The sequence below is a fragment of the Adlercreutzia caecimuris B7 genome (assembly GCF_000403355.2).
In the GTDB taxonomy this organism is placed as follows: Bacteria; Actinomycetota; Coriobacteriia; order Coriobacteriales; family Eggerthellaceae; genus Adlercreutzia; species Adlercreutzia caecimuris.
This window is the reverse complement of record NZ_KE159646.1, coordinates 399,583-423,946: the sequence shown is the minus strand read 5'-3', so window position 1 is coordinate 423,946 and position 24,364 is coordinate 399,583. Positions and strand designations below refer to the sequence as shown.

The window sequence follows — 24,364 nt, the reverse complement described above, 5'->3', positions numbered from 1 at the left end:
AAGCAAAGCCGAGCAGCACGCTCGGCTTTTTTCTTTCTCACGATGCGCCGCTAACCGAGAAGGTCAGCGGCGGACCTGCTCGTCCATCACCCGGTACACCTCCAGCTCCCACTGGCGGCGGTGGGACTTGGCCACCGTGTCCAGGATGAGCCCAGCGGTGAGCGAGAGCGCGGCGGTGAGCTCGAAGGCCACGGCGAGCACCGCCGAGGGCAGCTTCGTCACGAAGCCGGAGCGCAGGTACTCCCCCACCACCGGCACGCCGGCCGCCAGGCCGCACAGGGCGAGCACGAGGGCCAGCCAGCCGAAGAAGGCCATGGGGCGGTAGTCGCGGAACAGGCTCGCGATGGCGCGCAGCACCAGAAGCCCGTCGCCGAAGGTGGACAGCTTGCTCTCGGAGCCCTCGGGGCGGTCGCGGTAGTCGATGGGCACGTCGGCCACCCGCCAGCGGCGGTCCACCGCCCAGATGGACATCTCGGTCTCGATCTGGAAGCCCCCGCTCATGACCGGCATGGTCTTCACGAAGGCGCGGGAGAAGGCGCGGTAGCCGGTCATGACGTCCTCGAAGGAGAAGCCGTAGAGCAGGCGGATGAGCCGGCGCACAAGGTTGTTGCCGAAGCCGTGGAAGGGCCGGTCGTTCTCGTCGCCGTAGGAGCCGTTGGACAGCCGGTCGCCCACGGTCATGTCCGCCTCGTTGGCGGCGATGGGGGCCACAAGGTCGCCGGCCGCCTCGGCCGGGTAGGTGTCGTCGCCGTCCACCATGAGGTAGATGTCGGCCTCGATGTCGCGGAACATGGAGCGGGTGACGTTGCCCTTGCCCTGGCGCGACTCGCGGCGCACCACGGCGCCCGCGGCCGCGGCCAGCTCCGCCGTGCCGTCCGTGGAGTTGTTGTCGTAGACGTAGACGACCGCCTCGGGCAGGGCGGCGCGGAAGTCGCGCACCACCTTCTCGATGGTGACGGCCTCGTTGTAGCAGGGGACGAGCACGGCCACGCCGCGCCCGCGGCGGGCGGCGGCGACCGAGGCAGCCGTGGCCTCGGGGTTCGACGTCGTGGCAATGGCGGTCATGGAAGTGATCTCCTCGGTCTTCTTGATCGGAAGTTTTATCCTACCGCAAAAGCACCGCCGAGGCCACTGGTTTCAAGGTAAAACGCTACCCCGTCGTAAACTGCGGCCCAAATGCGCTATGATGGGCGCTATGAAGTTATCTGAATCATCCCAAGTCGGCATCGAGCCGGACGCGCCGTCCCGCCCCGATGCCCCCGAAGCCGCCGATGCGGCCCTGGCCGTCCCGACCGACGACGGCCCTATCGCCCCCCTCGATGCCGCCGAGGCCGCCTTGGCCCAGGCCAGCGACGCGGGCGACCCGGTCGTTCTCGTCGTGCACGCCTCGGTGGGCAGCGGGCACCGCAGCGCCGCCTACGCCATCGCCGAGGCCCTCGAGGAGGCCGGGGACGCAGCCCGGGCCGCCGGCAACGACGACGCGCCCGCCGCACGGGCGCGCGTCGAGGTGCTGGACATCCTCGATTTCGGGCGCATCGTCTTCGACGGCGACGCCACAGCCTCGATGTTCACAGGCTGGACGCGCCCCTTCTACGATCTCACCTGGCGCTACACCCTCACCGGACGCCTTCTATGGGGCGGGGGAACCATCTGGGCCCACATCATGTACCCCCGTTTTGTGGAATTCGTGCGCCGCGTGCGACCGGCGGCCATCGTGGCCACCCACATCACCGCCGCCAACGTAGCCGTGAGCGCGCGCATGCTCACGGGACTGCCCTTCCCCATCCTCTGCGTGCCCACCGACTACGAGGCCGAGGGGCTGTGGCCGCATCTGCACACGGATCTGTTCTGCGTGGCCAACGAGGCCATGGCCGAGACGCTGCGACCGCGGCGCGTGCCCGAGGACCGCATCCTCATTACCGGCATCCCCGCCAGCCCCGCCTTCTCCCGCGACTACGACAAGGCCACTGCCCGGGCGAGTTTCGACCTGCCCGAGGACAAGATCGTGGTGCTCGCCCTGGCAGGCGCGAAACTGCCGCGACCCTACGTGCACTTCCGCGAGGCCTTAGACGAGCTTCTCCCCTTCATGCACCGGCTGCCGAACATGCAGCTGGTCATCGTGGCCGGAGCCGACGAGGAGTACGAGCGCCGCGTGCGGCGCGAGGTCGCGGACTTCGGCTTGGGCAACGTCACCGTGCTCGGCTATGTAAACGCGATGGCCGAGCTCATGGAGGCGGCCGATGTGGTCATCTGCAAGCCGGGCGGCCTCACGGTGACCGAATGCCTGTGCGCCCGCGCCCCCATGATCCTGCTCGGGCGCGCCTACGGGCAGGAGAAGGCGAACGTGCGCATGCTCACCGGAGCCGGCGCCGCCATGGCCGCCACCACCCCTCGCGAGCTTTTGGACACGCTGCGCCACATCAGCGAACAGCCCGCCTCGGCCGACGCGATGCTCATCAACGCATCGCTTCTGCGTCGTCCTCGGGCCGCCGAGGCCATCGCGAAGGCGACGTTTTCCCTCATCGCCAAAGAGCCGGTGCACGATGCGCGGCTGCGGGGGAAGCACTTCCTCCACTTCTATTGGGGGCGCAAGCCGGCCCACACCCGCTAACCCCACGACACGCACATCTGCGCGGACGAGCCGCGCTGCAAGCAAAAGCCTGAAAGGAACGACCCTATGACCACTTTCGCCGATCTCGGCCTGTCCGACGCTGCTCTCGCCGCCGTGGAGGCACTCGGCTACACCGAGCCCACCCCTGTCCAGGAGCAGTCCATCCCGCTCGCCCTTAAGGGCCGCGACATGATCGCGGCAGCCAAGACGGGCACGGGCAAGACCGCCGCGTTCTCGTTGCCCTCCCTCGACCGCATCGAGCGGACGGACGCCAAGAAGAGCCCGGCGATCCTCGTCATTACCCCTACCCGCGAGCTGGCCATGCAGATTCAGGAGGTATGCGGCACCATCGCGAAGCTGCGCGGACTGCGTGTGGCCAACGTGGTGGGCGGCGTGAAGATCGAGCCCCAGATCGATCGCTTGGCCCGGGGCGTGGACGTGCTCATCGCCACGCCGGGCCGCCTCATCGACCTCATGAACCAGAAGGCGGTGAACCTCGGCGACGTGCAGGTTCTGGTGCTGGACGAGGCCGACCGCATGCTCGACATGGGCTTTCTGCCGAGCGTGCGCCGCATTGTAGAGGCCACCCCGTCCACGCGCCAGACCCTGCTGTTCTCGGCTACCATCGACAAGGGCGTGCTCGACCAGGTGGACGCCATGCTCAACGACCCGGCTATCGTGCAGATTGCCGCAAAGGGCGAGACGGCCGACACCGTGGAGCAGTACATCGCGCGGGTGCCCCACACTTTGAAGCCCGATATGCTGGCCGCGCTGCTGAAGGAGCGGGGGCACCGCCGCGTCATCGTGTTCGCCCGCACACGCCACCGCGCCGATGCGGCCTGCCGCAAGCTCAAGCGCGCCGGCTACCATGCCGAGGCCATCCATTCCGATCGCTCCCAGAACCAGCGCAAGCGGGCCCTGGACAACTTCGCCTCGGGTGAGACGGACATCCTCGTGGCCACCGACGTGCTCGCCCGCGGCATCGACGTGGACGAGGTGTCCTACGTGGTGAACTACGACGTGCCCACCCAAGCCGAGGACTACGTGCACCGCATCGGGCGTACGGGCCGCGCCGGCGCCGAGGGCTTCGCCGTCACCTTCGTCTCCCCCGAGAACAAAGACGAGCTGGCGGCCATCGAGAAACTCATCCGCCGGCCCATTCCCGAGATCGAAGTGGCCGGCTTCAACGTAGAGGAGGCCGCCGAAGCCGCCGCGGCCCGCGCCACCCGCGCCAACGCCAAGCACGACCCGGAGCTGGCCCAAGCCGCCCGCGAGCATTCGAAGAAGGAGAAACGCAAGGCCAAGGAGAAGGAGCGGAGCGAGGAGAAGGCCGCCGAGTCGCGCCAGCGCGGCACCCGCAAGAAGCAGGCCTCCAAGAGCACCGGAGCCAAGAAGGGCGGCTCCTCGCCGCAGCGCGCGAGCCGAAGCGCCGCCTCGGCGGGTGGGCGCGCGGCGAAGCCCTCCTCGCCCCGCAAGGGCGGCACCGACCTGCGTCCGGGCCGCGCCCACCGCGCCGCCGTGGCCGCCAAGCGCTCCGGAGGCAAGCGACGCGGCTAGGGCCGGCCCCCGCTACTCGCCCGTCAGCGGGACAGCCTTGCCCGGTAGCGCCGTCCCGCTTCCCTCTCCTGCCCAATTCGCTCCGCTTGCCCCAACTCCACACCGAGCTGCGACAAGTTCGGGTATTGTTATCACGGTTAAACGGGGAAGGGAATACTGCATGAGAATCGCTGTTGCATGCGATGGCCTGAGCGTGGCGCCTCACGCGGCCGGATGCGCGAGCTTTACGTGCTACTCGGTAAACCACGGAATCATCTCCGGGTGCTGCAATGTGCCCAACATGGGCATCACCATCTTCGAGAGCGTCGAGACCCTCAAGCAAATGGACACCGACGTGCTTATCGCCGGGTCTTTCGACGACGAGCTTATCGCCGTGTTGGCCGCCGCCGGCATCGAGCCAGTGGCGCTCGGCCTGCCCTCGCCCAAGGAAGTGGCCGAGGCCTACCTGCACGCCACGCTCATGGGCGAGACGGATCTCGTGGCCGCCTGCGCCTCGAGCGAGCCCCTCGACGAGCTGGACGACGCCTTCGCCCGCATCGAGTACAAGCTCGTCGCCCAAAGCGCCTAGAACGCCGCCGAGCACCGACGAACATCGAAGCAAAAGAAAGGAGCCCAAACGGGCTCCTTTCTCATTGTGCGCTTCAGATCGGCGAATCTAGGCGACGGCCTTCTTCGCGATCTCGGCCAGAGCGGCGAAGGCGGTCGGGTCGTTCACGGCCATGTCGGACAGCACCTTGCGGTCCAGCACCACGCCGGCCTTCTTCAAGCCGTTCATGAACACCGAGTAGGACAGGCCGTTGATGCGGGCCGCGGCGTTGATGCGGGTGATCCACAGACGACGGATCTCGCGCTTCTTGTTGCGGCGGTCGCGGTACATGTACTGCAGCGAGTGCTGCACCTGCTCCTTCGCGGCACGATAGGAACGGGATTTCGCGCCATAGTAGCCCTTCGCACGATTGAGGACGGTACGACGCTTCTTGCGGGCATGAACGGAACGCTTTACACGAGGCATATCTTAATCACTCCTAGAAAACAAAGACACGAGCGGAAACTAGCGGAGGCCGAGCTGGCGCTTGACGACCTTGGCATCGGCCGGGGCAACCTCGGTCTCGTGGCGGAAGTTGCGCTTGCGCTTCTGGCTCTTCTTGGTGAGAATGTGGCTCTTGAAAGCCTTGGCGCGCATGAGCTTGCCGGAACCGGTCACGCGGACGCGCTTGGCGGTGCCGCGGTGGGTCTTCATCTTGGGCATTAGTTGTCCTTTCCTTCGTCAGTCTTAGCTTCCTTTTTCTTCTTGGCCGTTGCAGGCAGAGGAGCGATGAGCATGTGCATGTTGCGGCCCTCCATCTTCGGCTGGTTCTCGATGACCGCTACGTCCTTCAGGTCGTCGGCCAAGCGCTCCAGAATGGAAAGTCCCTGCTCGGGATGGGCCATCTCGCGACCGCGGAACATAATGGTGATCTTCACCTTATTGCCGGCGTCCAAAAAGCGCAGCACGTGCTTCTTCTTGGTGGTGTAGTCCCCCACGTCGATCTTCGGGCGGAACTTCATCTCCTTGACTTCGATCTTGTTCTGATTCTTGCGCGCCTGCTTGGCCTTGATGGCCTGGTCGTACTTGAACTTCCCGTAGTCCATGATGCGGCATACGGGCGGATCGGCGTTCGGGGCGATCTCCACCAGATCGAGATTCATGTCGTCAGCGATGCGCTGGGCCTGGGCGGTGGGATACACGCCCATCTGGTTCCCGTCGAAATCGATCAGACGGCACTCACGCGTGGTGATCTCGTCGTTGAGCCGCGGCTCTTGAGCAGCTATCGCGCTCACCTCCTTTTCGTGTTCTCACACATAAAAACCCGCCGGCTCTGCGGGCGCGGCGGGTTTCATTCGCAAGTGTTGCTCTGCGGAAGACCCATCAGCAACCCGAAGGCGCCGAACCAGGTGGAGAGCTTGCGCCCTCGCTTGATTAACAGCTTGCCTAGTATAGCGTCAGCGAGCCTCCCGCGCAAGGGGCAATTTAGGCGTTCACGTAAATGAAGATGGTGCGCACCGTATCGGCCAGGTTGCCCGAGGCGTTGGCCATGGAGTAGTCGTAGGACAGCACGGCCGACCAGGTGTGGGGCGTGCCGCCGATATCGGAGGCGCCGGAGAAGGAGCAGTACTCCTTGGTGATGGTCTTCCCGTCGGTATCGTAGGTGGTGTAGGCCGCCGAGTCCTCCGGCAGCACCACATCATCGGCGCTCACGGTGACGCCGGCCTCGGCCAGGGTCTTCTCGATCACGTTCTCGGTGCGCACGGCATCGGCGAAGCTCAAGGCCCCGTAGCCCAGGGACGCGGTGGAGGTGGAATAGCCCGCCTGGATGATCTTGCCCTTCTTGTTCAGGCCCAGAAACACCGTAGGCGTGCCCGTGCGACTGTCGGCCGGCTCGGCGGTGAGGGCCACGCGCAGCTCGGTCTTGATGGGGTTGCCCTCCTCGTTCACGGCCCGCGGCTCGCCGGTCACCTGGGCGCCGTGCTGCAGCAGCTCCACGGCCTCGTCCTGGGTGAGGCCCAGCAGGCTCACCAGATCGGGCACCGTGGTGGTCTTCACCGCCTCGTTGGCCGCATCGTCGGCCTCGTCGGTGCCGATGGCCTCGGTCTGCTGCTCGGCGTTCTGGGCCTGCTGCACCGCCGTGGAGTCGGAGGTCTTCAGCATTTGGTAGCCGAAGTAGACCGTGGCCCCCAGCAAGGCGATGAGCAGCACGATGACCACGATGAGAATGCGGCGCATGCGGCGCGACTTGCGCATGTACTCGGGCACGGCCGGCTTGCCGTCCTTCTCGACGGGCACCGCCGCATGGCGGCCGTGGCGCGGGCCGGACGCCTTCCCCATGGTTGCGGGGGCGGCCACTGCCGTCTCGGAGATGACGGCAAGCGGCTTCGCATCGGGAATGGAACGTGCGTCTTTCGCGTCGGGAACGGGACGCCCGGCGTAGAAGTCCTCGAAGGCGCCCTCGTCGGCGAAGGACTCGCCCGCGGCCAGACCCTCGTCGTTCACGGGGGCGCTGTCGGCCAGATCCACCTCTTCGAACGCGCCCGCGCGACCGACGACGAGCTCGTCGTCGGCCACCGAGGAGCCCTCGCCCTCCACCGGGGAGAACGACGAGGTGAAACCGTCGGGGGCGATGGGGTGGAAGGCCTCGGTGAGGCCCATGGCATTGCCGTCGGGGGCGCTCGGAGCGCCGGCGCGTTTTCCAAGGATGCGTTTCTTCGCCATGTTGGGTTCCTTCTTGTTCGTTGGGGCTGCGTTCGGGGCGAAAGGCTCTAGCGGGCGAAAAGGTACCAGGCCACAAAGGCGGCGATACCGACCAGGGCGACGACGATGACCGCTTTTTGGGTCGTCGACATCTTCAGGCCCTCGATGTCGGACAAGGTGGTCTCGCGGTAGCCGTCGTCGCGGGCGGGGCGCTTCCGAGGCGTCTCCGGCTCCGCGGCGGCCGTCGAATCGGGCTCGTCGGCCGGCTCGGGCTCGGGCTCGAACTCGAGGGGCGCCTCCCCCGCCTTCCCCGCCTCTGCGGCGGCAGGCTCGGGAGCTGCCTCGGCTATGCCCGCCTGGATGACCACATCGTCGTCATCGTCGGTGCCAACCGTGATATGGGAGAATCCCTTCGTATCGGCCATGACCGTCCTTTCCGTTCAGATGCCAGATTATAGCGGATTGCCCTCATGGCTGAGTAGGTCGATCACGGTAAGTCCACTCTGGGCGGCCTCGATCACCTCGCCGTTGCCGAACACGCAGGTGCAGCCGGCACCCGCCACGGCATCGACCGCAGGCCCCAAGGCGCGCACCTCGTCCACCGTGGCTGCCGCCACCTCGTCGCGCACCCGGGCGCGGGCAGCCAGGTCGTAGCCGGCAAAGTACATGCCGTCCTGGCGGCGGATGAGCTCGCGGGCCTTCGCCGGGGCGTCCATCGAGGCCGCCGCCGACACCACGTAGCCGTCCATCTCGGTCTCGGTGGGATCGAACGCCCCGGCAAGCCAGGAGCCCGCCTCGCCAAAACGCGCGCACGTCTCGTCGATACGCGGATCGCGGTAGGAGTAGAAGCGGCAGGCCCCGGCGCGAGTGGTCTGAAAGCCGGCCCCGTAGGCACCGCCCTTCACGCGCACCTCGCTCCAGAGGTAGTCGTAGGACAAAATGCGGGCGGCCAGAAGCCACACCCCCGAATAGGGCAGCCCGAGTCGGCGGCGGTCCCAGGCCATGGCCGTGTAGGTGACGTCGGTGGGCACGACGAACGCCTCCCGACGGCACACGGGCTCGGGCACCACGAGGACAGCTGGCGCCGCGGGACCCGAGAGCGGCTCGAGCGCTGCCGTGTAACGGGCGAGATCGTCGTCGGAGCCGGTGAACGACAGCGTGCAGGAGGCATCCGCGAACAGGCGGCGCGCCAACGCCTCCAGCTTGGCGGCAAGACCTTCGGCACGCTCGTCGAAGTGCTCCAGAAGATCCCTCAGGAAGCGGTAATAGTCCACGCCGCCGAGGGACTCGCGCACCACGCCGGCCGGCAGGCAGTAGGATGAGGCGCGGGCCATAGCGAAGCTGTGGCCGTTGGCGGAGAAGGACTGCTCCAAGCCGATGCGCTGCTGGCCCAATATGTCGCGGATGCGGTCGATGTCGGAGAAGTCGGTCTCGGCGAGCACCTCGCGGGCCAGCTCGGCCATCCATACCACGTTCTCGGACAGCGCCGAGGCACCGGCCACGAGCGTCGGACGCAGCTGCGCCGGGTCGTCCACGTTCTCGTGCACCTCGGTGAAGAAGCGCAGCGAGCCCAGCCGGCCTTGGACGAGGGTATCAAGCTCGGCGGCAGTGTTCCGAGCCGTGTCCAGGCGCCCAAGCACCCCGGCGAGCACCGTCACGTAGGGCAGCTCGTCGAAGGAGACGCCGGCCAGATCGAAGTAGCGGTAGGCATAGGTGATGCCATGGGCGGCCACCCGGTGACGGATGCAGGTCATGCCGGCCGCCTCGGTCACCTCCCAGGGCTCTTCAGCCGGCGCCGGGCCGATGTCGGAGCGGGTGAGCTGGGGCAGCTTCGCCACCGCGGCCGGGTCGTCGGGCGCTTCCTGGGCCGCGCGCAGAGCCGCCACGTCCGCCTCGATCTTCTCGATGGCCTCGGGCCCCAGGGCCGCGGCCACCGTGCGCGCCTCGGCCTTTTCCTCATCGAGGTCCGAGCCGCCCTCGGGCACAACCTCCACAGCCGCACGATGGTCGTTTTGCAGGAGCAGCTCGCGCAGCAGATCCTCGAAATAGCCTTCCTCCACCTTCGGACGCAAAGCGGCGAACACCTCGCCGAGCCGCACGTAGGCGGTCGGATCCTCATCGCCGTAGAGCCAGCTGTTCATGGCCGACATGGCAAGCACCACCCCGTCGGGGTAGCCGAAGTTGCGCTCGCGAAACACGAACTCGGCATGGGAGAGCGCCGCGCGCACCAGCTCGCGGTCAAGGCCGCCATCGGCCAGGCGCGCGCCCTCGGCGGCCACGATTTCCTGCAGGCGCGCAAGGGCCTCCGGACGTGCGCCGCGCAACGACACCATGACGAAGGGCTGGGCGAGCCCGTCAACCACGTATCCGCTCGCGTCGTCAGCGATACCCGCGTCCAGAAGCGCCCGCTTGAGCGGCGCCTCGTTGGACCCCATGATGGCATCCATGAGGATGTCGGCGGCCACCACGCGCTCGCGATCGGCGGCCGTACCCGCCACGAACCCCAGAGCCGCGCAGGCGTTCTCGGGAGCCGTGCGCATAGCCACCGCGCGGGGTGCGGGCGCCACGGGGGGCTGCAGGTCAAGCGGGTTCGGCGCGAGGGGCCCGCGCTCATCGGCGGAAAGCGGCGCCAGGTAGCCCTCGTCGATGAAGGCGAGGAAGCGGTCCAGATCGAGGTTGCCGTACAGCACGATGTAGCTGTTGTCGGGCCGGTAGTGGCGACGGTGGCTCTCCAGGAACCCCTCGTAGGTCAGCGTGGGGATGGCCGCCGGCGTGCCGCCCGATTCGAAGCGGTAGGTGGTGTCGGGAAACAGCGCCGCCGAAAGCGCGTCGAAGAGCACCGAGTCCGGATCGGACAGCGCGCCTTTCATCTCGTTGTACACCACGCCGTTGTAAACGAGCGCGCGATTGCCGCCCTCCCCCTCCAGCTCCCAGTGCCAGCCCTCCTGCTCGAAGATGGCCGGGCGGCTATATATGTTGGGGCGAAAGACCGCGTCCAGGTACACGTCCATGAGGTTCAAAAGATCGCGCTCGTTGGTGGAGGCCACCGGGTACATGGTCTTGTCCGGGAAGGTCATGGCGTTCAAGAAGGTCTGCATGGAGGTCTTCAGCAGGTTGACGAAGGGCTCCTTCACGGGGAACTTCTCCGACCCGCACAGCACCGAGTGCTCCAGGATGTGGAAGACGCCCGTGTCATCGGCGGCCGGGGTCTTGAAGGTGATGGAGAAGGCCTTGTTGGCATCGTCGTTGGCCAGGTACAGCAGGCGCGCGCCGGAGGCCGCGTGCGTCATCACGTGGGCCGCGCCCTCGATATCGGGCATCTCCCGCGAGCCCGTAAGCTCAAAGCCGTGGGCCGCGGCGATCGCGCTCACATCAGTCATGGCATTCCCCTTCCTGAGAGCCCCGGCGCGCACGGGCACCGGGGACTGCGTGTTTTTTCGTATTCTACCCAAGGAGCGCACCCGGCGCGCCTTCCTTCATGGTGTCGTTATTATTTCTCCGCGAGGAGGGAATCATTCGCTATAATCGGCCCAGACCAAAACAGACTCTCGAGACGAGACCAAGGAGCACTGCATGCTTGAGCTGAAGAACCTCGTGTTCGAGGTGCCGGCCGACGACGGCGGCACCAAGCGTATTATCGACGATCTGTCGCTGACCATTCCCGACGACCGCTTCACGGTCATCACCGGCCCCAACGGCGGCGGCAAGTCCACCCTGGCCAAGCTCATCATGGGCATCGAGGAGCCCACGAGCGGCGCCATCCTCTTCGACGGCACCGACATCACGGGCATGGCCATCACCGACCGTGCCAAACTGGGCATCGGCTACGGCTTCCAGCAGCCGGCGCGCTTTCGCGGCATGAAGGTGAAGAAGCTTCTGGACATCGCCGCCGGCAAGAAGCTGCCGATGCTGGCCTGCAACGAGTACCTCTCGAAGGTGGGCCTGTGCTCGGCGAGCTATCTCACCCGCGAGGTGGACAAGTCGCTGTCGGGCGGCGAGGTGAAGCGCATCGAGATCGCCACCATTCTGGCCCGCGACCCGAAGCTGGCCATCTACGACGAGCCCGAGGCCGGCATCGATCTGTGGAGCTTCGATCGCCTCACGGAGACCTTCCGCGACATCCACGAGGCCCGCGACGGCCGCTCCATCGTTATCATCTCGCACCAGGAGCGCATCATCTCGCTCGCCGACGAGATCGTGCTTCTGCAAGCCGGCTCCGTGGCCGCCACGGGCAGCCCGGCCGAGCTCATGCCGCAGCTGGGATTCGCCGCCCGCAGCCTGGACGACCACGGCTGCCCCCTGTCGGTGCCCACCGAGCTGCACCTGACCGAGATCCCCACCACCTGCTAGCTCCTCCGGTGCGGGCGGGACTGCCGGGTATTCCGATTCGCTCAGACAGTCCTCGCTCTGCGAAACAGTCCACCGGACTGTTTCGTTCGCTGCGGAACTCGCTCGGTCGAAACACCCGCCATCCCCGCCCGCCGCACGGTTTACCTACTTCTAAGGAGAACGAACATGGCCGTTGACCTTTCCCCCATCGACGAGAACCTGCTCGCCGAGATCGCCAACATGCACGGCATGCCGAAAGGCGCCTTCAACGTGCGCAAGGACGGCGAGCTTGTGGAGCGCCATTCTTCCGCCTACATCGACATCGAGACCAAGACCGACAACCCCGGCATCGACATCCGCATCGCGCCGGGCACCAAAGGCGAGACGGTGTACATCCCCGTCATCGTGACGAAGTCGGGCCTGAAGGACGTGGTGTACAACACCTTCTACGTGGGCGACGATTGCGATGTGACCATCATCGCCGGCTGCGGCATCCACAACGACTCCCACGATGCCTCCGAGCACGACGGCATCCACAGCTTCTATATCGGCAAGAACGCCCGCATCCGCTACGTCGAGAAGCACTACGGCGAGGGCGAGGGCTCAGGCGAGCGCATTTTGAACCCCACCACCAACGTGTATATGGAGGAGGGCTCGTCCTGCGAGATGGAGATGGTGCAGCTGCGCGGCGTGACCAGCACCGAGCGCGACACCAACGCCGAGCTGGGCGCGGGCGCGAAGCTGGTGCTCACCGAGAAGCTGCTCACCCACGGCAACCAGACCGCCATCTCCAACATGAAGGTGGAATTGAAGGGCGAGGGGTCTTCCGTGCAGGTGATCTCCCGCTCGGTGGCCCAGGACGATTCCGTGCAGGTGTTCAATCCGCTCGTCATCGGCGAGTGCGCCTGCCGCGGGCACGTGCAGTGCGACGCCATCATCATGGGCAACGCCAAGGTGAAGGCCATCCCCGGCATCGAGGCGGCCAGCGAGGACGCCATGCTCGTGCACGAGGCTGCCATCGGCAAGATCGCCGGCGACCAGATCGTGAAGCTCATGACGTTGGGGCTGACCGAGGAAGAGGCCGAGGCCGAGATCTTGGACGACTTTTTGAGCTAGCCGCGGCAAAGAGGCCCCGAATCGCGCCTTGTGGCGACACATGTCACGATTCGGGGCCTCAGCGGAGCGGTCTTCCTCCCTTATGGCCCCAAAATAGCCCATGAAACGCCACGAGACGCGTTTTGGGGCCACAACGCTTTCGCATCGCGTGCGTCATGGCCCCAAAACGCTGCAAGAGACGTCCCCCGACGGGGTTCCGGCCCCTTTCTGGCCGAGCCTGCTTCGGCTCGGGGCTTTTCAGGGAATCTCCAGGAATCGGGAGATTCCCTTTTCTTTTGCGGGCCGGCAGCGCAAAGGGCGTGCCGCTTCCCTTATTCTGTTCACTTTCACTATCGTTTTAAGCGAAGGAAACCCGATCATAACAGGAGGATACATGGCATTTCCCATGAAGAAGAACGCAAGGGCCGCCGGTTGCCTGGCCCTGGCCTTAGCCCTTCCCCTGGGGATGGCAGGCTGCGCGGCGCCCCAAAACGACACTGGCACGGCACCGGCCGCCACGACCGCCAACGATGCATCGGCTGCCACCGATGCGGACGTGGCCGAGGCGGATGCCCCCGAAAGCGATGCGAAAGTCCAAGCCGATCAGCAGGTGGCGAGCGTCGCCTACTACGACGGCGAATCCACCGAGCCGGTGAAGACCACCTACACCTACAATGAGGCCGGGCGTCTGACGGCGGCGGAGGACAGCGCCGTAACCCAGAAGTGGGCCTACGACGATGGCGGCCGCCTCGTGAAGGAAGAGATCGCGTACGCGGCCGACGAGGAGAGCAAGGGCGGCCAGCAGACCACCACCTACACCTACGACGACAAAGGCACGCTGGTGGAGCGCATCTTCGAGGACACCACGGGCGAGAACCTGGACTACGAGACCGGCGAGCCCATGACCGACCCCGACACCGGCGCGGTGCTGGACGACTACAAGCACACCTACGCCTACGAGGACGGCGGCAAGAAGATGACCGTCACGGTTACCAACGCCGACGGCCAGTGGACCGGCGCGACCGTCTACACCTTCGCCGAGAGCGCCGAGGGCCTTTCCCCCGCCGTGTCCGTGAAGCCCGAGGAGCTGGGCGCGGTCATCGACCCCTGGAAGCCGATCACCGAGCAGATGGTGGACCAGGAGGGTGCGGTGCTGGAGAGCAGCGAGTACACCTACAACGAGGCCGGCGATGTGACCAAGCTCGTCTCGTCCTACGATGACGGCGAGGGAACCGAGAAGATCGTCTGGACGTCCACCTACGACGACAAGGGCCATGAGACCATGACCACCGTGGCCATGGAGGGCGAAGAGGGCGAGGCTCAGGAGACCCCGACGGAGTGGACCTACAATGAGGCCGGCCAGGCCACCGAGAAGGCGGCCTTCGATCCGTTCTTCGGCATGACCTACGAGTTCTACACCTACGACAGCACCGGGCGCCTGAAGTCCATCGTGTACGTGCAGCCGCAAGACGGGGGCGATCACCTCGTCGGCTGCCAGGTGTTCGACTATGCGGAGAAGAACGAGGATCTGTCCCAGACGCCGCAGCAGCTGATGGAGGAGGCGGCCGCCAAGGTTCCCGCTCAGGAAGCGACTGGCGAGGACGAGCTGAGCTTCGAGGAGGGCGAGGAGATCGACCTGTCCGATCTCGAGGGCCTTGACATGGAGGGCGCCGACGCGGAGGATCTCGCGCTCGAGGACGTCGAGGGCAGCGAGGATCCCTCAGCAGCCTAAACGGCACACCGGCGAAAAAGAGCCCCGCAGCATCGTGGAAGCTGCGGGGCTTTTTGCTATCGGGGGATGAAGGGCGCCGCCGGGATCCTACTCGGTGCCGTCGCCCTCGTCGCCGGAAGTGCCGTCGCCCTCCCCGTCAGCACCGGAGGTGCCCTCGTCGCCCGTATCTTCAGTGCCGTCGCCGCTGCCGGTATCGCCTTCGTCGCCCGTGCCATCGGAGGCGTCCTCATTGGCGGTTGCGCCATCGCCATCGGACGAGTCGCCGTCATCGCCGCCCTCGGACGAAGAGCTGTCGCCGATGACGGGCAGCGAATCCAGCGCGACGCTCGTGCCGAGCCACTTGCGCTCGATCACGTCAATCGTACCGTTGCCTGCCAGGCTGGCCAGCACGTCGCCGGCCGCTTTCTGCAGATCGGCGTTGTCGGTTGCCACGGCCATGCAATAGCCGCTCGGCTTCATGAGCATGGAGACGATGGACACATCGAGACCGCCATCGAGGCCGTGGGCGGCATACAGGCCGATAATGGCATCGGCGGCCACGTACTTCACTGTGCCGTCACGAAGAGCCACAAAGGCATCCTTCAGGGTATCGGTGGGCGTCAGCGCGCTCTCGCCGAACTCGTTGCTCACGGCCCATGCGCTCTTCGAGGACACCTGGGCGGCAAACGTTGCGTCCGAATCCGCCGTGGGAATGCCCGCATCTGCATTGAGGGCGAACACTGCGATGCCCGTCGGAAGATAGGACGGGGAAACCCAGTAGCTGCTGTCGGCGTTGGCCGCGTCGATGCCCATGACCACATCCACCTTGCCGTCGGCAATGGCGGCGGCCGGGTCGGACCCCACATCCACGATGGAGATCTTCAAACCCAGCTGGTCGGCGATGGCCGAGGCAATGTCCACATCGATGCCGATGATCTTGCCGCTGCCCATGCCGGCCAAAGGCGGGTTCTCGGTGTTGACGCCCACGCGCAACGTGCCTTCCTCGCCGATCACCGGGGGCGCCACTTCTGCGGATTTCAGCTCGGGCTGGTAGGAACCCGAACCGCTGCAACCTGCGAGCATGAGGGTCATGCATGCGAGCGCCGCCCCGAGGGCGGCCATAACGAACCGGCGTCTTATCACTTCGTCCTCCGTCTAAACGTCTGCAAAGCCGCCTCTTTCGACTGACCTAGTCTTTGACCCCACACTCGCGCACCGGGGTTTTCGCTTGCGCTACACGCCCTCTCGTCCGTCGCAGAGTCTGATCTGCGAAATGGGTGCGGACGGTGCGTCTTACCTCTAGGATACGCCATGCTCACGTCTGGCATGCCAGCCGCTTACGTGGATCCTTTCGACCGCATCTGCCATGGACTTGGAAGCCTTGGGCTTCCGCAACTACAGACCCGAAAGAAGCTGCGCTTAGTGTAGCAGATCGTGCCTGCATCCAGGAAAACCGCAGAGAACCATCGGGTGACGTTCAGACTTTCGGGAGCGAGAGGAGGCGCTCGGCAACACTGCGGCACGAGAGCGGCTCGTCGGCATATGCCGACTCGGCGATACGCGGTTCGGGGACGGCACTCGGGCGACTCCCCTGCGGTTCGGGGACGGTGCGCGAACGGCGCACAAGCGGCATCCGAGCGGTTCGGGGACGGCTCGCCGACGGTGTCGCGGGGTACTGCGCCGCGTCCATTCGACGGTTATGCGGAGCTATCCTTTGCCCATGACGATGGCAGACGGACAGATGGCTCTCTTCGATATTCCCCCGAGCACAGCGGAGGCGAGTAAGAAGCGTCCGGGAAGCGCGCCCTCGCCCCGTAGCCACGAAGGTCGCGGGCTTTCGTCGAGAAGGCGCCGGCAGCGAAAAAGCCCCTTGCGCGAGCGGGCCTTCGAGGTGTTCGCCGAGACGCTGTTCCCCACCCGCTGCGCCATCTGCGACGCACCGGGCACGCCTCTGTGCCCGGAATGCACGCGCCGCCTACCCTACATCGATACGCTGCTGGCCTGCCCGCGCTGCGGCGCCCCCTTCGGCCGGATCCAGTGCACCGAGTGCAACAGCGTGCTTCTGGCACCTTTCGGCTACCAGGAACCGCCTTGGGACGAGGCGGCGAGCGCCGTCATCCTCACCGATGAGGCGCGGCGGGTCGTAACCACCTACAAAGACCAGGGAGAACGGGCGCTGGCCCGGCCCATAGCCGCCATCATGACACGGCTCGCCCCGCCCTCGTGGCTGGCAGCCAGGCCGGCCATCGCCTTCGTGCCGGCTACCGTGGCGGCCCGAAGGCGGCGCGGATTCGACCATGCAGAGCTGCTGGCCCGCGAGCTATCCTGGGCGATGGAAGCCGAGCTGGCGCCTCTCCTATCTCCTCCACGCCGGCTCGACCAGCGTAAACTCTCGCGCACGGCACGCATACAGAACATGAGGGAATCGTTTTCCGTGCTGCCCGGAGCCACCGCGCCGAGAACAGTCATCGTAGTCGACGACGTGTGCACCACCGGCTCCACCCTGTTCGCGGCAACGGAAGCTCTGAGGAAAGGAGGGGCCGAGACGATATACGCCCTCACCTTCGCCCGCGCCTGACAGACGATCAGCCCTCAGGCGCAAAGCCTACTTCGAGGAAAGACGAGCCCCCTCGGCCTCGGAGAACTCGGCCACGTCCACCGAGATGGAGTGCTTGATGGGCTTCCAAGCCGCTTTCTTCACGAGGGCGATAAGCGCGATGGGAATATAGGTGAGCATGAAGACGGGGAAAGTGAACATGTAGCGGATCTTCTTCGCCGTCGTGGTGCGAATGGAGTCCCATTCGACGAAGGTGGTGAGCACACCGAACACAAACATGAACACAAGGTAGTTGCACAGGCAGAACACCACCGAGGTAACCGAGCTGGCAATGGCAACGCCGGTGGACATGATGCCGGTAGCGGCCAATACGATAATGATGGAGTTGAACAGAATGGAGATGATGGACAACAGCATGCCCGGGGCAATGGTCATGAGCATATCGTAGCAAGCGAAGCGGTAGCCGCGGGGGTTGGTGACCGCGCCCTTCACCAGACCGCCGGCGTAGTGGGCGAACACCTGGTAGAAGCCCTTGGCCCAACGGAAGCGCTGGTTCCACGAGTCGCGGAAGGTGATGGGCTGCTCGTCGTAGAGCACCGCCGTGGGGCAGTAGGAGATGCGCACCCCGTCGATGATGGAGGAGGCAGAGAACTCGATGTCCTCGGTGAGCAGGTGCCACTTCCAGCCGCCGGCCTTCTTCAGGATGTCGGTCGCGATGAAGAACCCGGTGCCCGACACGGCGCAGGAGGTGTTCAAGGTCAGGCGCGCCTGGTTGAGGAACTTGGCCTCGCGCAAGAACCACACGCCGTAGCCGGCCGAGATCCAGTTGCTCCCGAAGTTTTTGGAGTTGCGATAGGAGGTGGAGGCCTTGGCACCCGAATCAAAGGTGGCGTTCATCTCGCGGAAGTAGTTCACGTCCAGCACGTTGTCGGCGTCGAAGACGAAGTAGGCCTCGTAGTCCTTGTCGGCATACTGCTCCCAGATGGCCTTCAGGCCCCAGTCGAGGGCGTAGCCCTTCCCCACCTGCTTGTCGTTGTGGCGCGGAAACACAATGGCGCCGGCCTCGCGGGCCACCTCGGCCGTACGGTCGGTGCAGTTATCGGCGATGACGAACACATCGATGAGCTCGGCGGGGTAGTTCTGCACCTTGATGGAATGGATGAGATCGGCGATGACCGCCTCCTCGTTGCGGGCAGCCACCATGACAGCGTAGCGGTGGTTGCGCGCAGCCGTGCGCTTGGGGGCACGACGGGTGAGAACGACCAGCACGTAGTAGAGCTGATAGGTGTAGCACAGGGTAAAGGTCAGGAACACGCAGAAGTTGAAGATGTCAACGAAGGACAACGCCGACACTTGCGAAGCTACGGTATCGAACACCAATGTACTCCTTGGACGTGCGCCGAGGCCGGCGCGTATGCACAAACGCCTGAATTATAGCTGCCAATATCGCCCTGCGCACGACGTTTGCGTCCGAGAGGGCCATTTGATGCCATTTGCCCACAAAGCGGCCCTGCCTCTCCGCATTTGCCCCACACCCCCTCCATATATGTAAGGGAAGCGTAAGGTTTTTCCGACGACCGGGACACTCCCCCACGCCGCCGCGCCGCTGTGCTACCCTGTTTCGCATGCAATCGCACCCTGGCGATACCGCGTGCCGACGCCCGCGCCGGAACCGCGGCCGCCTTCAGGAAAGGAAGCAATCCGTGAGCAAAGCCTGCGACATCAAGGACATCAACCTGGCCGACGAGGGCCAGGCCCGCATTCTCTGGGCCGACCGCGACATGCCAGTGCTCGCCCGCATCCGCGAGCGCTTCGCCGAAGAGCGCCCGCTTGAGGGCGTGCGCATCGGCGCCTGTATGCACGTGACCACCGAGACGGCGAACCTCATGCGCACGCTGGTGGCCTCCGGCGCCGAGGTGGCGCTGTGCGCCTCGAACCCGCTTTCCACCCAGGACGACACCGCCGCTTCCCTCGTGCGCGACTACGGCGTGTCCGTGTATGCCATCGCCGGCGAGGACGGCGAGACCTACGAGCGCCACATCGCCGAGATCGTGGCCACCAACCCGCAGATCATCATGGACGACGGCGCCGATCTGGATACGGCCCTGCACACCAAGTTCACCGACAAGCTGGCCGATGTCATCGGGGGCACCGAGGAGACCACCACCGGCGTGGTGCGCCTTATGGCCATGGCCGCCGAGGGTGCCCTGCGCTATCCGGTGTTCAACATCAACGACGCCAACACCAAGCACTGCTTCGACAACCACTACGGCACGGGCCAGTCCACCTTGGACGGCATCGTCCGCGCCACGAACCGCCTTCTGTGCGGACGCACCATGGTGGTGTCCGGCTTCGGCTACTGCGGCAGCGGCCTGGCCCAGCGCGCCCGCGGCATGGGCATGGACGTCATCGTCTGCGAGGTGGATCCCCTGAAGGCCCTGGAGGCCCATATGGAGGGCTACCGCGTGATGAAGGCCGCCGAGGCCGCCCGCTTCGCCGACGTGTGGGTCACCGTCACCGGCGACTGCAACGTCATCGACGCCCCGGCGTTCGAGGCCATGAAAGACGGCGCCATCATCTGCAACTCGGGGCACTTCGACTCCGAGATCAACATGAAGTGGCTGCGCGAGCACGCCGTGAAGGTGGAGGAGCTCAAACCGCTCGTGGAGGAGTACACCCTGCCCGACGGCCGCACCGTCACCGTGCTCGCCGAGGGGCGCCTCGTGAACCTGGCCTGCGCCGAGGGGCACCCGGCCAGCGTGATGGACATGAGCTTCGCCAACCAGGCCCTGGCCGCCGAGTACCTGTTCAAGCATGCCGATGAGCTGGAGAACAAGGTATACAACGTGCCCGCTGCCATCGATGATGACGTGGCCCGCGTGAAGCTGGAGACGTTGGGCATCGAGATCGACACCCTCACCGAGGAGCAGATCGCCTACATGAACAGCTGGAACTTCTAGGCCCGCGGGACAGATCACATGAATCGGGGCGCTCCCTCACGGGGCGCCCCTTATCGTAGGCGCGGGCTGCTAGCGGGGCTTGCGCGCCTCCAGGGCCACGAGGCGGTAGGTCGCATCATCGCCGGGCACCGTGGGCACCCGATGGTCGAAGACACTTCCCCGATCGGCGGCAACCTCATGCTCTTCGCGCAGCACAGGCGCCATGAAACCCGCTTCGGCGAGCCAGCCCATCAGCTGCGCCCGCGAGGGAGCCGCCTGCACGGCGTTGCCGAGATGCCGGGCCGCCTCGACGGTAAGCGCGCGGGCCGCCGAGGGCCCCTCGCTCTCGGCCACGGCGCATTCGAGGAGGAGCGTGCCTGCGGGAGCGAGCACCGCCCAGCACTCCCTCAGCGCCCGGAGCGGATCGGCGAACAACGCCAGGGAGCTGTTCAGGTACACGTAGTCCGCCGACTCCGGCGCCACTGCGCTCCTCAGCTGCTCGGGATAGGCCACGGCGAACGTCATGTTGCTGCGCGGCATTCGGCTGCGCTCCAGGGCCGCCGACACCCCGGCGCGGGCCTCGTCGATGAGCGGCGGTCGCCAGTCGATGCCTGTGACGCGGCCCGTCGGGCCCACAAGCTCGCTGAGCTTATAGCAGCCCTTGCCGCGGCGACAGCCCACGTTAACAACGCGAGCGCCGGAAAGCGTACGCCGCGGCAACTCCATATGACAGCGAGCCGGAAAACCCCCTTCCCGGGGAAGCCCGTCGTAGTGTCGTCGCAATGCGTCGTCCGCCATGCCAGCCTCGCTTTCTCGATTTCGGGTTATTATACTCGCACGCATACATTTTCTTCGAGAAAGGGAGCGCCATGATCGTCACCACCACCCCCACCGTCGAGGGATACCGCATCACCGGCTACTACGGCATCGTGTTCGGCGAGGTCATCACCGGCATCAACTTTTTGAGGGACTTCGGCGCGGGCATTCGCAACCTGGTGGGCGGCCGCTCGGCCGGCTACGAGGAGGAGCTCATGCAGGCCCGCAACCAGGCCCTCGAGGAGCTCCAGCAGCGGGCAGCGGCCCTGGGCGCCCATGCCATCGTCGGCGTGGATATGGACTACGAGGTCCTGGGCCAGGGCAATATGCTCATGGTCACCGCCTCGGGCACCGCCGTCACCGTGGAAGCGGCGTAGAGAGTCATCCGCGAGGAGTTCACGTACCCCGCATTCTCCAAAAGCGATAGGCGCATCGGTATTTCGATGCGTTCGAACAGTCCGCTTACTCCAGGGACACGAACTGTGCGGCGAGCGCGGCCGCGATCGGCTCGGGCAGAGCGGCCTCCTCAGCGAAGGAGGCCCAGCGGCCCACCGCCTCACTCACGTCGGCCAGTATCTCTTTCGCCCGCGGCGCCTTGATGCTCATGGCCGCCGCGGCGGCGAGGCAGTCTTCCCGCCCGATGCCGTCGCGCTTGCCATTGACGGCCATCTGATGGCTGCCCGTCCAGGCGCCCGCAGGATTGTACGCATAGGTGACATCGTAGGCGGGTGCCAGACTCCAAGCACCCCTTCTGTCCATCAGGAAGGAGATGTTCTTGACATGATCGTCCTGGTTGCGCGCGGCCACGTTGAACACCATGCGTCGGAACAGCTCCTCGGCTTCCGCCTGACCCAATCCGATGCGCCGGGCCACAAGGACAGCCTGCTCGTAGCTATGGGCACCGGGCACGTTGAAGTCGAAATGGGCCAAGCCACCCAGAGTCTGCATATGGAGCTTCGACCCGTCGACATCCGATCGGTCGAACCGTCGCGTCATGAAGTGTCTCCGACCGCTCTCTTCGAAAAGGCGGCATTCGGTCATCGCTATGCCCGCGGCACGCGCCATGAGGTAGTAGGCATACTCGATCACCGTGTAGCGCGGGCCGTCCTCGGCCTCCTTGTCGCGGTTCCCCGCAACGCCATCGAACTTGATGAGCCAATGCCCGAAACCCTGGCCCGCATCCACCTGCCCGGAGCGCATCTCCCCCGTTTTCTCGTTCCACGCCACCACGGCCTTGGCGCGCGCCCCGCCGGCCGAAGTGCCGACCCTGATAATCTGCTCCATGGCGTGATCGGCGGCAGAGACCCGCATCGACTCGCGCTGAGAGAGGATCCGAGACGCGAGGTCGACCAGGGCATCGACGCGCAGGATCTCCGAAGGATCGGAGGCCGGCCCGATAGTGGGAACATACTCGAGGGCACCCATGCCGCGGGATCCGGTGTAGCAGAGCCGCTCCACGGCGTTCAAGGAGTCCCGCGGTCGACCCTGGGACTCGAGCCAGCTATCGATGACGGCGTTTCCGAACTTGTCGGGCAGCGAATCGGAGAGAAGCCCGGGCAATCCGTGAAACGATTCGACGGAAAGCTGGGGAAAGGAATATACCTGCTGGGAAAGCGGCATCACAAGAGGGGCGAGCTGAATGCCGCTTCGCGAGAAGGCCTCGTCGTACTCGAATCGCGCGAAGGGGCTTCTCTCTTCTACGGCCACCGAGCCGATGGCCGTTCCCCAGAGGCGCACTTCCGCCGCCGTCGTCATTGTTCATCCCCCCATTTCCAGTCGCCGCCGGAAATCACCTTGCGCGAGGGGCGCACCCTCTGCCTGGGGGCGCGCTCGTGCAGAAGGTCGGAGGGCCGCGTCTCGGGGGCCGGAACGAGAAGATCCATGCGGGAGAGCAGACCGAGGGCGCGCAGCACGCTGACGAGGCTCGCCACGGTGACGTCCGCCCCCTTCTCCAAGTTCGCGACGGTGCGCTGGGACACCCCGGCCCTCTCGGCCAGCTGGGCCTGGGTAAGCGGATAGGCTATCCGCGACGCGCGCAGTCGTCGGCCGAGCTCGACCCCCACCGTCTGATTCGAGATAAAGTCGTCGATAACCATCGCCACTCCGCTTCTATAAAAGGAACCATATTGCACATTATATAGCATTCTAGGCTCTATGATGCAAGATAGTTCTAGTTATAGCATTTAGTTTCTCATGCCTTCCAAGGAAGAGAAGATTAGCGGTGCCCGGCTGGCAAGAGACGGGCGATCAGGATAGCAGCGAAGGCGGCGAGGACGAGCACGCCGTAGGCAGGCAGGTAGGTATGCGCGCCCACCTGAGCAGCGCCCGCTAAGCCGGGACCGACCACCGAGGCCAACATGAGATTGGCGTTGACGAGGGCGTAGTTCATAGCGTAGTGGGCCATCCCGAAGCGCTCTCCCGTGAAAGCCGAAGCCACCGACACCGAGCCGCCATAGGCGGCACCGAGCAGCATGAATCCCGCAACGATAAGAGGGAACAGGGCAAGCTCGACAGCGGCGACACAGGCCAAGAGCGCGCACCCGTAGATGGAGGAGACGATCGTCATAGCGCACCGCGCCCCGGCGCGATCCCAAAGCCATCCAGCCCCCAGACGGCCGGCGGCGTTAAAGGCCCCAATAGAGCCCATAGCCGCCGAGGCAAGCAGGTAAGCCGCAGATCCCTCGTCTTTAAGCACCTCGAGAGCCGCCGGCACGGCATTGCTGACCAGGGCCATGCCGCCCGTGCTGATGAGCACCATCCAGGTGAAGAACATCCAGAAGACAGGGGTTGCGACCATAGCCCGCGGTGTCATGCCGCCAGACGGTGCCGACGGCGCTTCTGCGCCGATCTCCTGCGGAGCGACGCGATCCTCGGAGAGCTCCCCCGGACGCGGGAGGCGCAGAACCGCAGCCCCCGAGCCAAGAAGGATCCCAAAGGCAACCCCCAGCGCGACAAAGGCCGTCCGCCAACCCCAAGTTGCCAGAACAGCCGCAACGGCCGGGGCGAGCGCGAAAGTTCCCAACCCCACTCCCGCCAGCAGCAGCCCCGAGACAGTGCCTCGACACCCGGGAAACCACGGCAGCACCGTGGCGAGCACGCAGTTGGCGCCCAGCCCCACGGACAGGCCGCACACAACTCCGTAGGAGACGCAGACCCATACCAGGCCATTGGCGGCAGCGGTGGAAACGAAGCCGAGAGCCGCCAGGGCGGCCGAGAGCCCCATCACAAAGCGCGGCGATGTTCGGGCGATGAGCCACCCCGAGACGAGTTGGCCTGCGCACAGCATGACCATGGATATGCTGAACACCATCGAGGTGTCGGTACGCACCCATGCAAACTGCGCCTCCAGAGGGCCGACGAAAACCGACCAGCTGTAAACGACGCCCAAAAGCATATTGATGGAAAATCCGGCGATTCCCGCGACCAGCGCGCGTCCCCCAAGCGCCGCCATAGCCCCTCCTCATCCCTCGGCATTGCGAGCATCATAGCTTGTCTCCCCTCCCCTCTCAAGAAAAAGCCC

22 protein-coding genes are annotated in these 24,364 nt (G+C 65.6%); 9 read left to right on the top strand and 13 right to left on the bottom strand.

Translation table 11 applies throughout. From position 1 onward, the window contains the following. Positions 1-63: 63 nt before the first annotated feature. Complete coding sequence (locus C811_RS05920) at positions 64-1,065, bottom strand: glycosyltransferase family 2 protein (RefSeq protein WP_016308600.1); 1,002 nt, start codon at positions 1,063-1,065, stop codon at positions 64-66. Positions 1,066-1,195: 130 nt separating this feature from the next. Between C811_RS05920 and C811_RS05915 the strand changes: the two genes are divergently transcribed. The 3 genes from C811_RS05915 (at position 1,196) to C811_RS05905 (ending at position 4,736) form a co-directional block, all read left to right on the top strand. Further along, positions 1,196-2,611, top strand: coding sequence for a glycosyltransferase (locus C811_RS05915; protein ID WP_084811571.1), 1,416 nt, complete (start codon positions 1,196-1,198; stop codon positions 2,609-2,611). 66 nt (positions 2,612-2,677) lie between these two features. Beyond that, on the top strand, positions 2,678-4,168 hold the full coding sequence (locus C811_RS05910; protein ID WP_016308598.1) for a DEAD/DEAH box helicase: 1,491 nt from the start codon (positions 2,678-2,680) through the stop codon (positions 4,166-4,168). 160 nt (positions 4,169-4,328) lie between these two features. Then, the gene (locus C811_RS05905; protein ID WP_016308597.1) at positions 4,329-4,736 is read left to right on the top strand and encodes a NifB/NifX family molybdenum-iron cluster-binding protein; all 408 of its coding nucleotides are present in this window, start codon (positions 4,329-4,331) and stop codon (positions 4,734-4,736) included. A gap of 87 nt (positions 4,737-4,823) precedes the next feature. Here C811_RS05905 and rplT read toward each other — a convergent pair whose 3' ends face one another. The 6 genes from rplT to C811_RS05875 form a co-directional block, all read right to left on the bottom strand. After that, positions 4,824-5,180, bottom strand: coding sequence for a 50S ribosomal protein L20 (rplT, locus tag C811_RS05900; RefSeq protein WP_016308596.1), 357 nt, complete (start codon positions 5,178-5,180; stop codon positions 4,824-4,826). Between the two features lie 39 nt (positions 5,181-5,219). Next, positions 5,220-5,417: a 50S ribosomal protein L35 gene (gene rpmI / locus C811_RS05895; protein WP_016308595.1), complete on the bottom strand. Its 198-nt coding sequence runs from the start codon at positions 5,415-5,417 to the stop codon at positions 5,220-5,222. Next, positions 5,417-5,989, bottom strand: coding sequence for a translation initiation factor IF-3 (gene infC, locus C811_RS05890; RefSeq protein WP_016308594.1), 573 nt, complete (start codon positions 5,987-5,989; stop codon positions 5,417-5,419). Before infC ends, rpmI begins: the two co-directional genes overlap by 1 nt. Positions 5,990-6,179: 190 nt before the next feature. Then, positions 6,180-7,418, bottom strand: a complete 1,239-nt coding sequence (locus C811_RS05885; RefSeq protein ID WP_016308593.1) for a hypothetical protein — start codon at positions 7,416-7,418, stop codon at positions 6,180-6,182. Between the two features lie 47 nt (positions 7,419-7,465). Then, positions 7,466-7,822 carry a hypothetical protein gene (locus C811_RS05880; protein ID WP_016308592.1) on the bottom strand — a complete coding sequence of 119 codons (357 nt, stop codon included), beginning with the start codon at positions 7,820-7,822 and terminating at the stop codon, positions 7,466-7,468. Between the two features lie 27 nt (positions 7,823-7,849). After that, complete coding sequence (locus C811_RS05875) at positions 7,850-10,777, bottom strand: insulinase family protein (protein ID WP_016308591.1); 2,928 nt, start codon at positions 10,775-10,777, stop codon at positions 7,850-7,852. Positions 10,778-10,970: 193 nt separating this feature from the next. Here C811_RS05875 and C811_RS05870 point away from each other — a divergent pair, with 193 nt between their 5' ends. The 3 genes from C811_RS05870 (at position 10,971) to C811_RS05860 (ending at position 14,553) form a co-directional block, all read left to right on the top strand. Further along, a complete protein-coding gene (locus C811_RS05870; RefSeq protein ID WP_016308590.1) occupies positions 10,971-11,747 on the top strand; it encodes an ABC transporter ATP-binding protein in 777 nt (258 codons plus the stop codon). Positions 11,748-11,912: 165 nt separating this feature from the next. Beyond that, positions 11,913-12,842 carry a SufB/SufD family protein gene (locus tag C811_RS05865; RefSeq protein ID WP_016308589.1) on the top strand — a complete coding sequence of 310 codons (930 nt, stop codon included), beginning with the start codon at positions 11,913-11,915 and terminating at the stop codon, positions 12,840-12,842. A 373-nt stretch (positions 12,843-13,215) separates the two neighbouring features. Next, positions 13,216-14,553: an RHS repeat domain-containing protein gene (locus tag C811_RS05860; protein ID WP_016308588.1), complete on the top strand. Its 1,338-nt coding sequence runs from the start codon at positions 13,216-13,218 to the stop codon at positions 14,551-14,553. A gap of 87 nt (positions 14,554-14,640) precedes the next feature. Here the strand turns inward: C811_RS05860 and C811_RS0102820 are convergent, their stop codons facing one another. Next, positions 14,641-15,675: a substrate-binding periplasmic protein gene (locus C811_RS0102820; RefSeq protein ID WP_016308587.1), complete on the bottom strand. Its 1,035-nt coding sequence runs from the start codon at positions 15,673-15,675 to the stop codon at positions 14,641-14,643. Positions 15,676-16,402: 727 nt separating this feature from the next. Here C811_RS0102820 and C811_RS0102815 point away from each other — a divergent pair. After that, positions 16,403-17,110 (top strand): ComF family protein, encoded by a 708-nt coding sequence (locus C811_RS0102815; RefSeq protein WP_051127425.1) that lies wholly within the window; start codon positions 16,403-16,405, stop codon positions 17,108-17,110. A 27-nt stretch (positions 17,111-17,137) separates the two neighbouring features. Here the strand turns inward: C811_RS0102815 and C811_RS05855 are convergent, their stop codons facing one another. Further along, entirely contained in the window at positions 17,138-18,466 is a 1,329-nt protein-coding gene (locus C811_RS05855; protein ID WP_016308585.1) for a glycosyltransferase family 2 protein, read from the bottom strand. Between the two features lie 326 nt (positions 18,467-18,792). Here C811_RS05855 and ahcY point away from each other — a divergent pair, with 326 nt between their 5' ends. Beyond that, positions 18,793-20,049, top strand: a complete 1,257-nt coding sequence (ahcY, locus tag C811_RS05850; RefSeq protein ID WP_016308584.1) for an adenosylhomocysteinase — start codon at positions 18,793-18,795, stop codon at positions 20,047-20,049. A 69-nt stretch (positions 20,050-20,118) separates the two neighbouring features. Here ahcY and C811_RS15680 read toward each other — a convergent pair whose 3' ends face one another. Beyond that, a complete protein-coding gene (locus tag C811_RS15680) occupies positions 20,119-20,826 on the bottom strand; it encodes a methyltransferase domain-containing protein (protein ID WP_016308583.1) in 708 nt (235 codons plus the stop codon). A 71-nt stretch (positions 20,827-20,897) separates the two neighbouring features. Here C811_RS15680 and C811_RS05845 point away from each other — a divergent pair, with 71 nt between their 5' ends. Then, positions 20,898-21,221 (top strand): heavy metal-binding domain-containing protein, encoded by a 324-nt coding sequence (locus tag C811_RS05845; RefSeq protein WP_016308582.1) that lies wholly within the window; start codon positions 20,898-20,900, stop codon positions 21,219-21,221. Positions 21,222-21,306: 85 nt separating this feature from the next. On the opposite strand, the gene C811_RS05840 is transcribed toward C811_RS05845, so the two are convergent. The 3 genes from C811_RS05840 to C811_RS05830 form a co-directional block, all read right to left on the bottom strand. Further along, positions 21,307-22,599: a type II toxin-antitoxin system HipA family toxin gene (locus tag C811_RS05840; RefSeq protein WP_016308581.1), complete on the bottom strand. Its 1,293-nt coding sequence runs from the start codon at positions 22,597-22,599 to the stop codon at positions 21,307-21,309. Continuing rightward, positions 22,596-22,940: a helix-turn-helix domain-containing protein gene (locus tag C811_RS05835; RefSeq protein ID WP_016308580.1), complete on the bottom strand. Its 345-nt coding sequence runs from the start codon at positions 22,938-22,940 to the stop codon at positions 22,596-22,598. The genes C811_RS05840 and C811_RS05835 overlap by 4 nt, the downstream gene beginning before the upstream one ends. A gap of 119 nt (positions 22,941-23,059) precedes the next feature. Beyond that, the gene (locus tag C811_RS05830) at positions 23,060-24,295 is read right to left on the bottom strand and encodes an MFS transporter (protein ID WP_016308579.1); all 1,236 of its coding nucleotides are present in this window, start codon (positions 24,293-24,295) and stop codon (positions 23,060-23,062) included. Positions 24,296-24,364 lie beyond the last annotated feature (69 nt).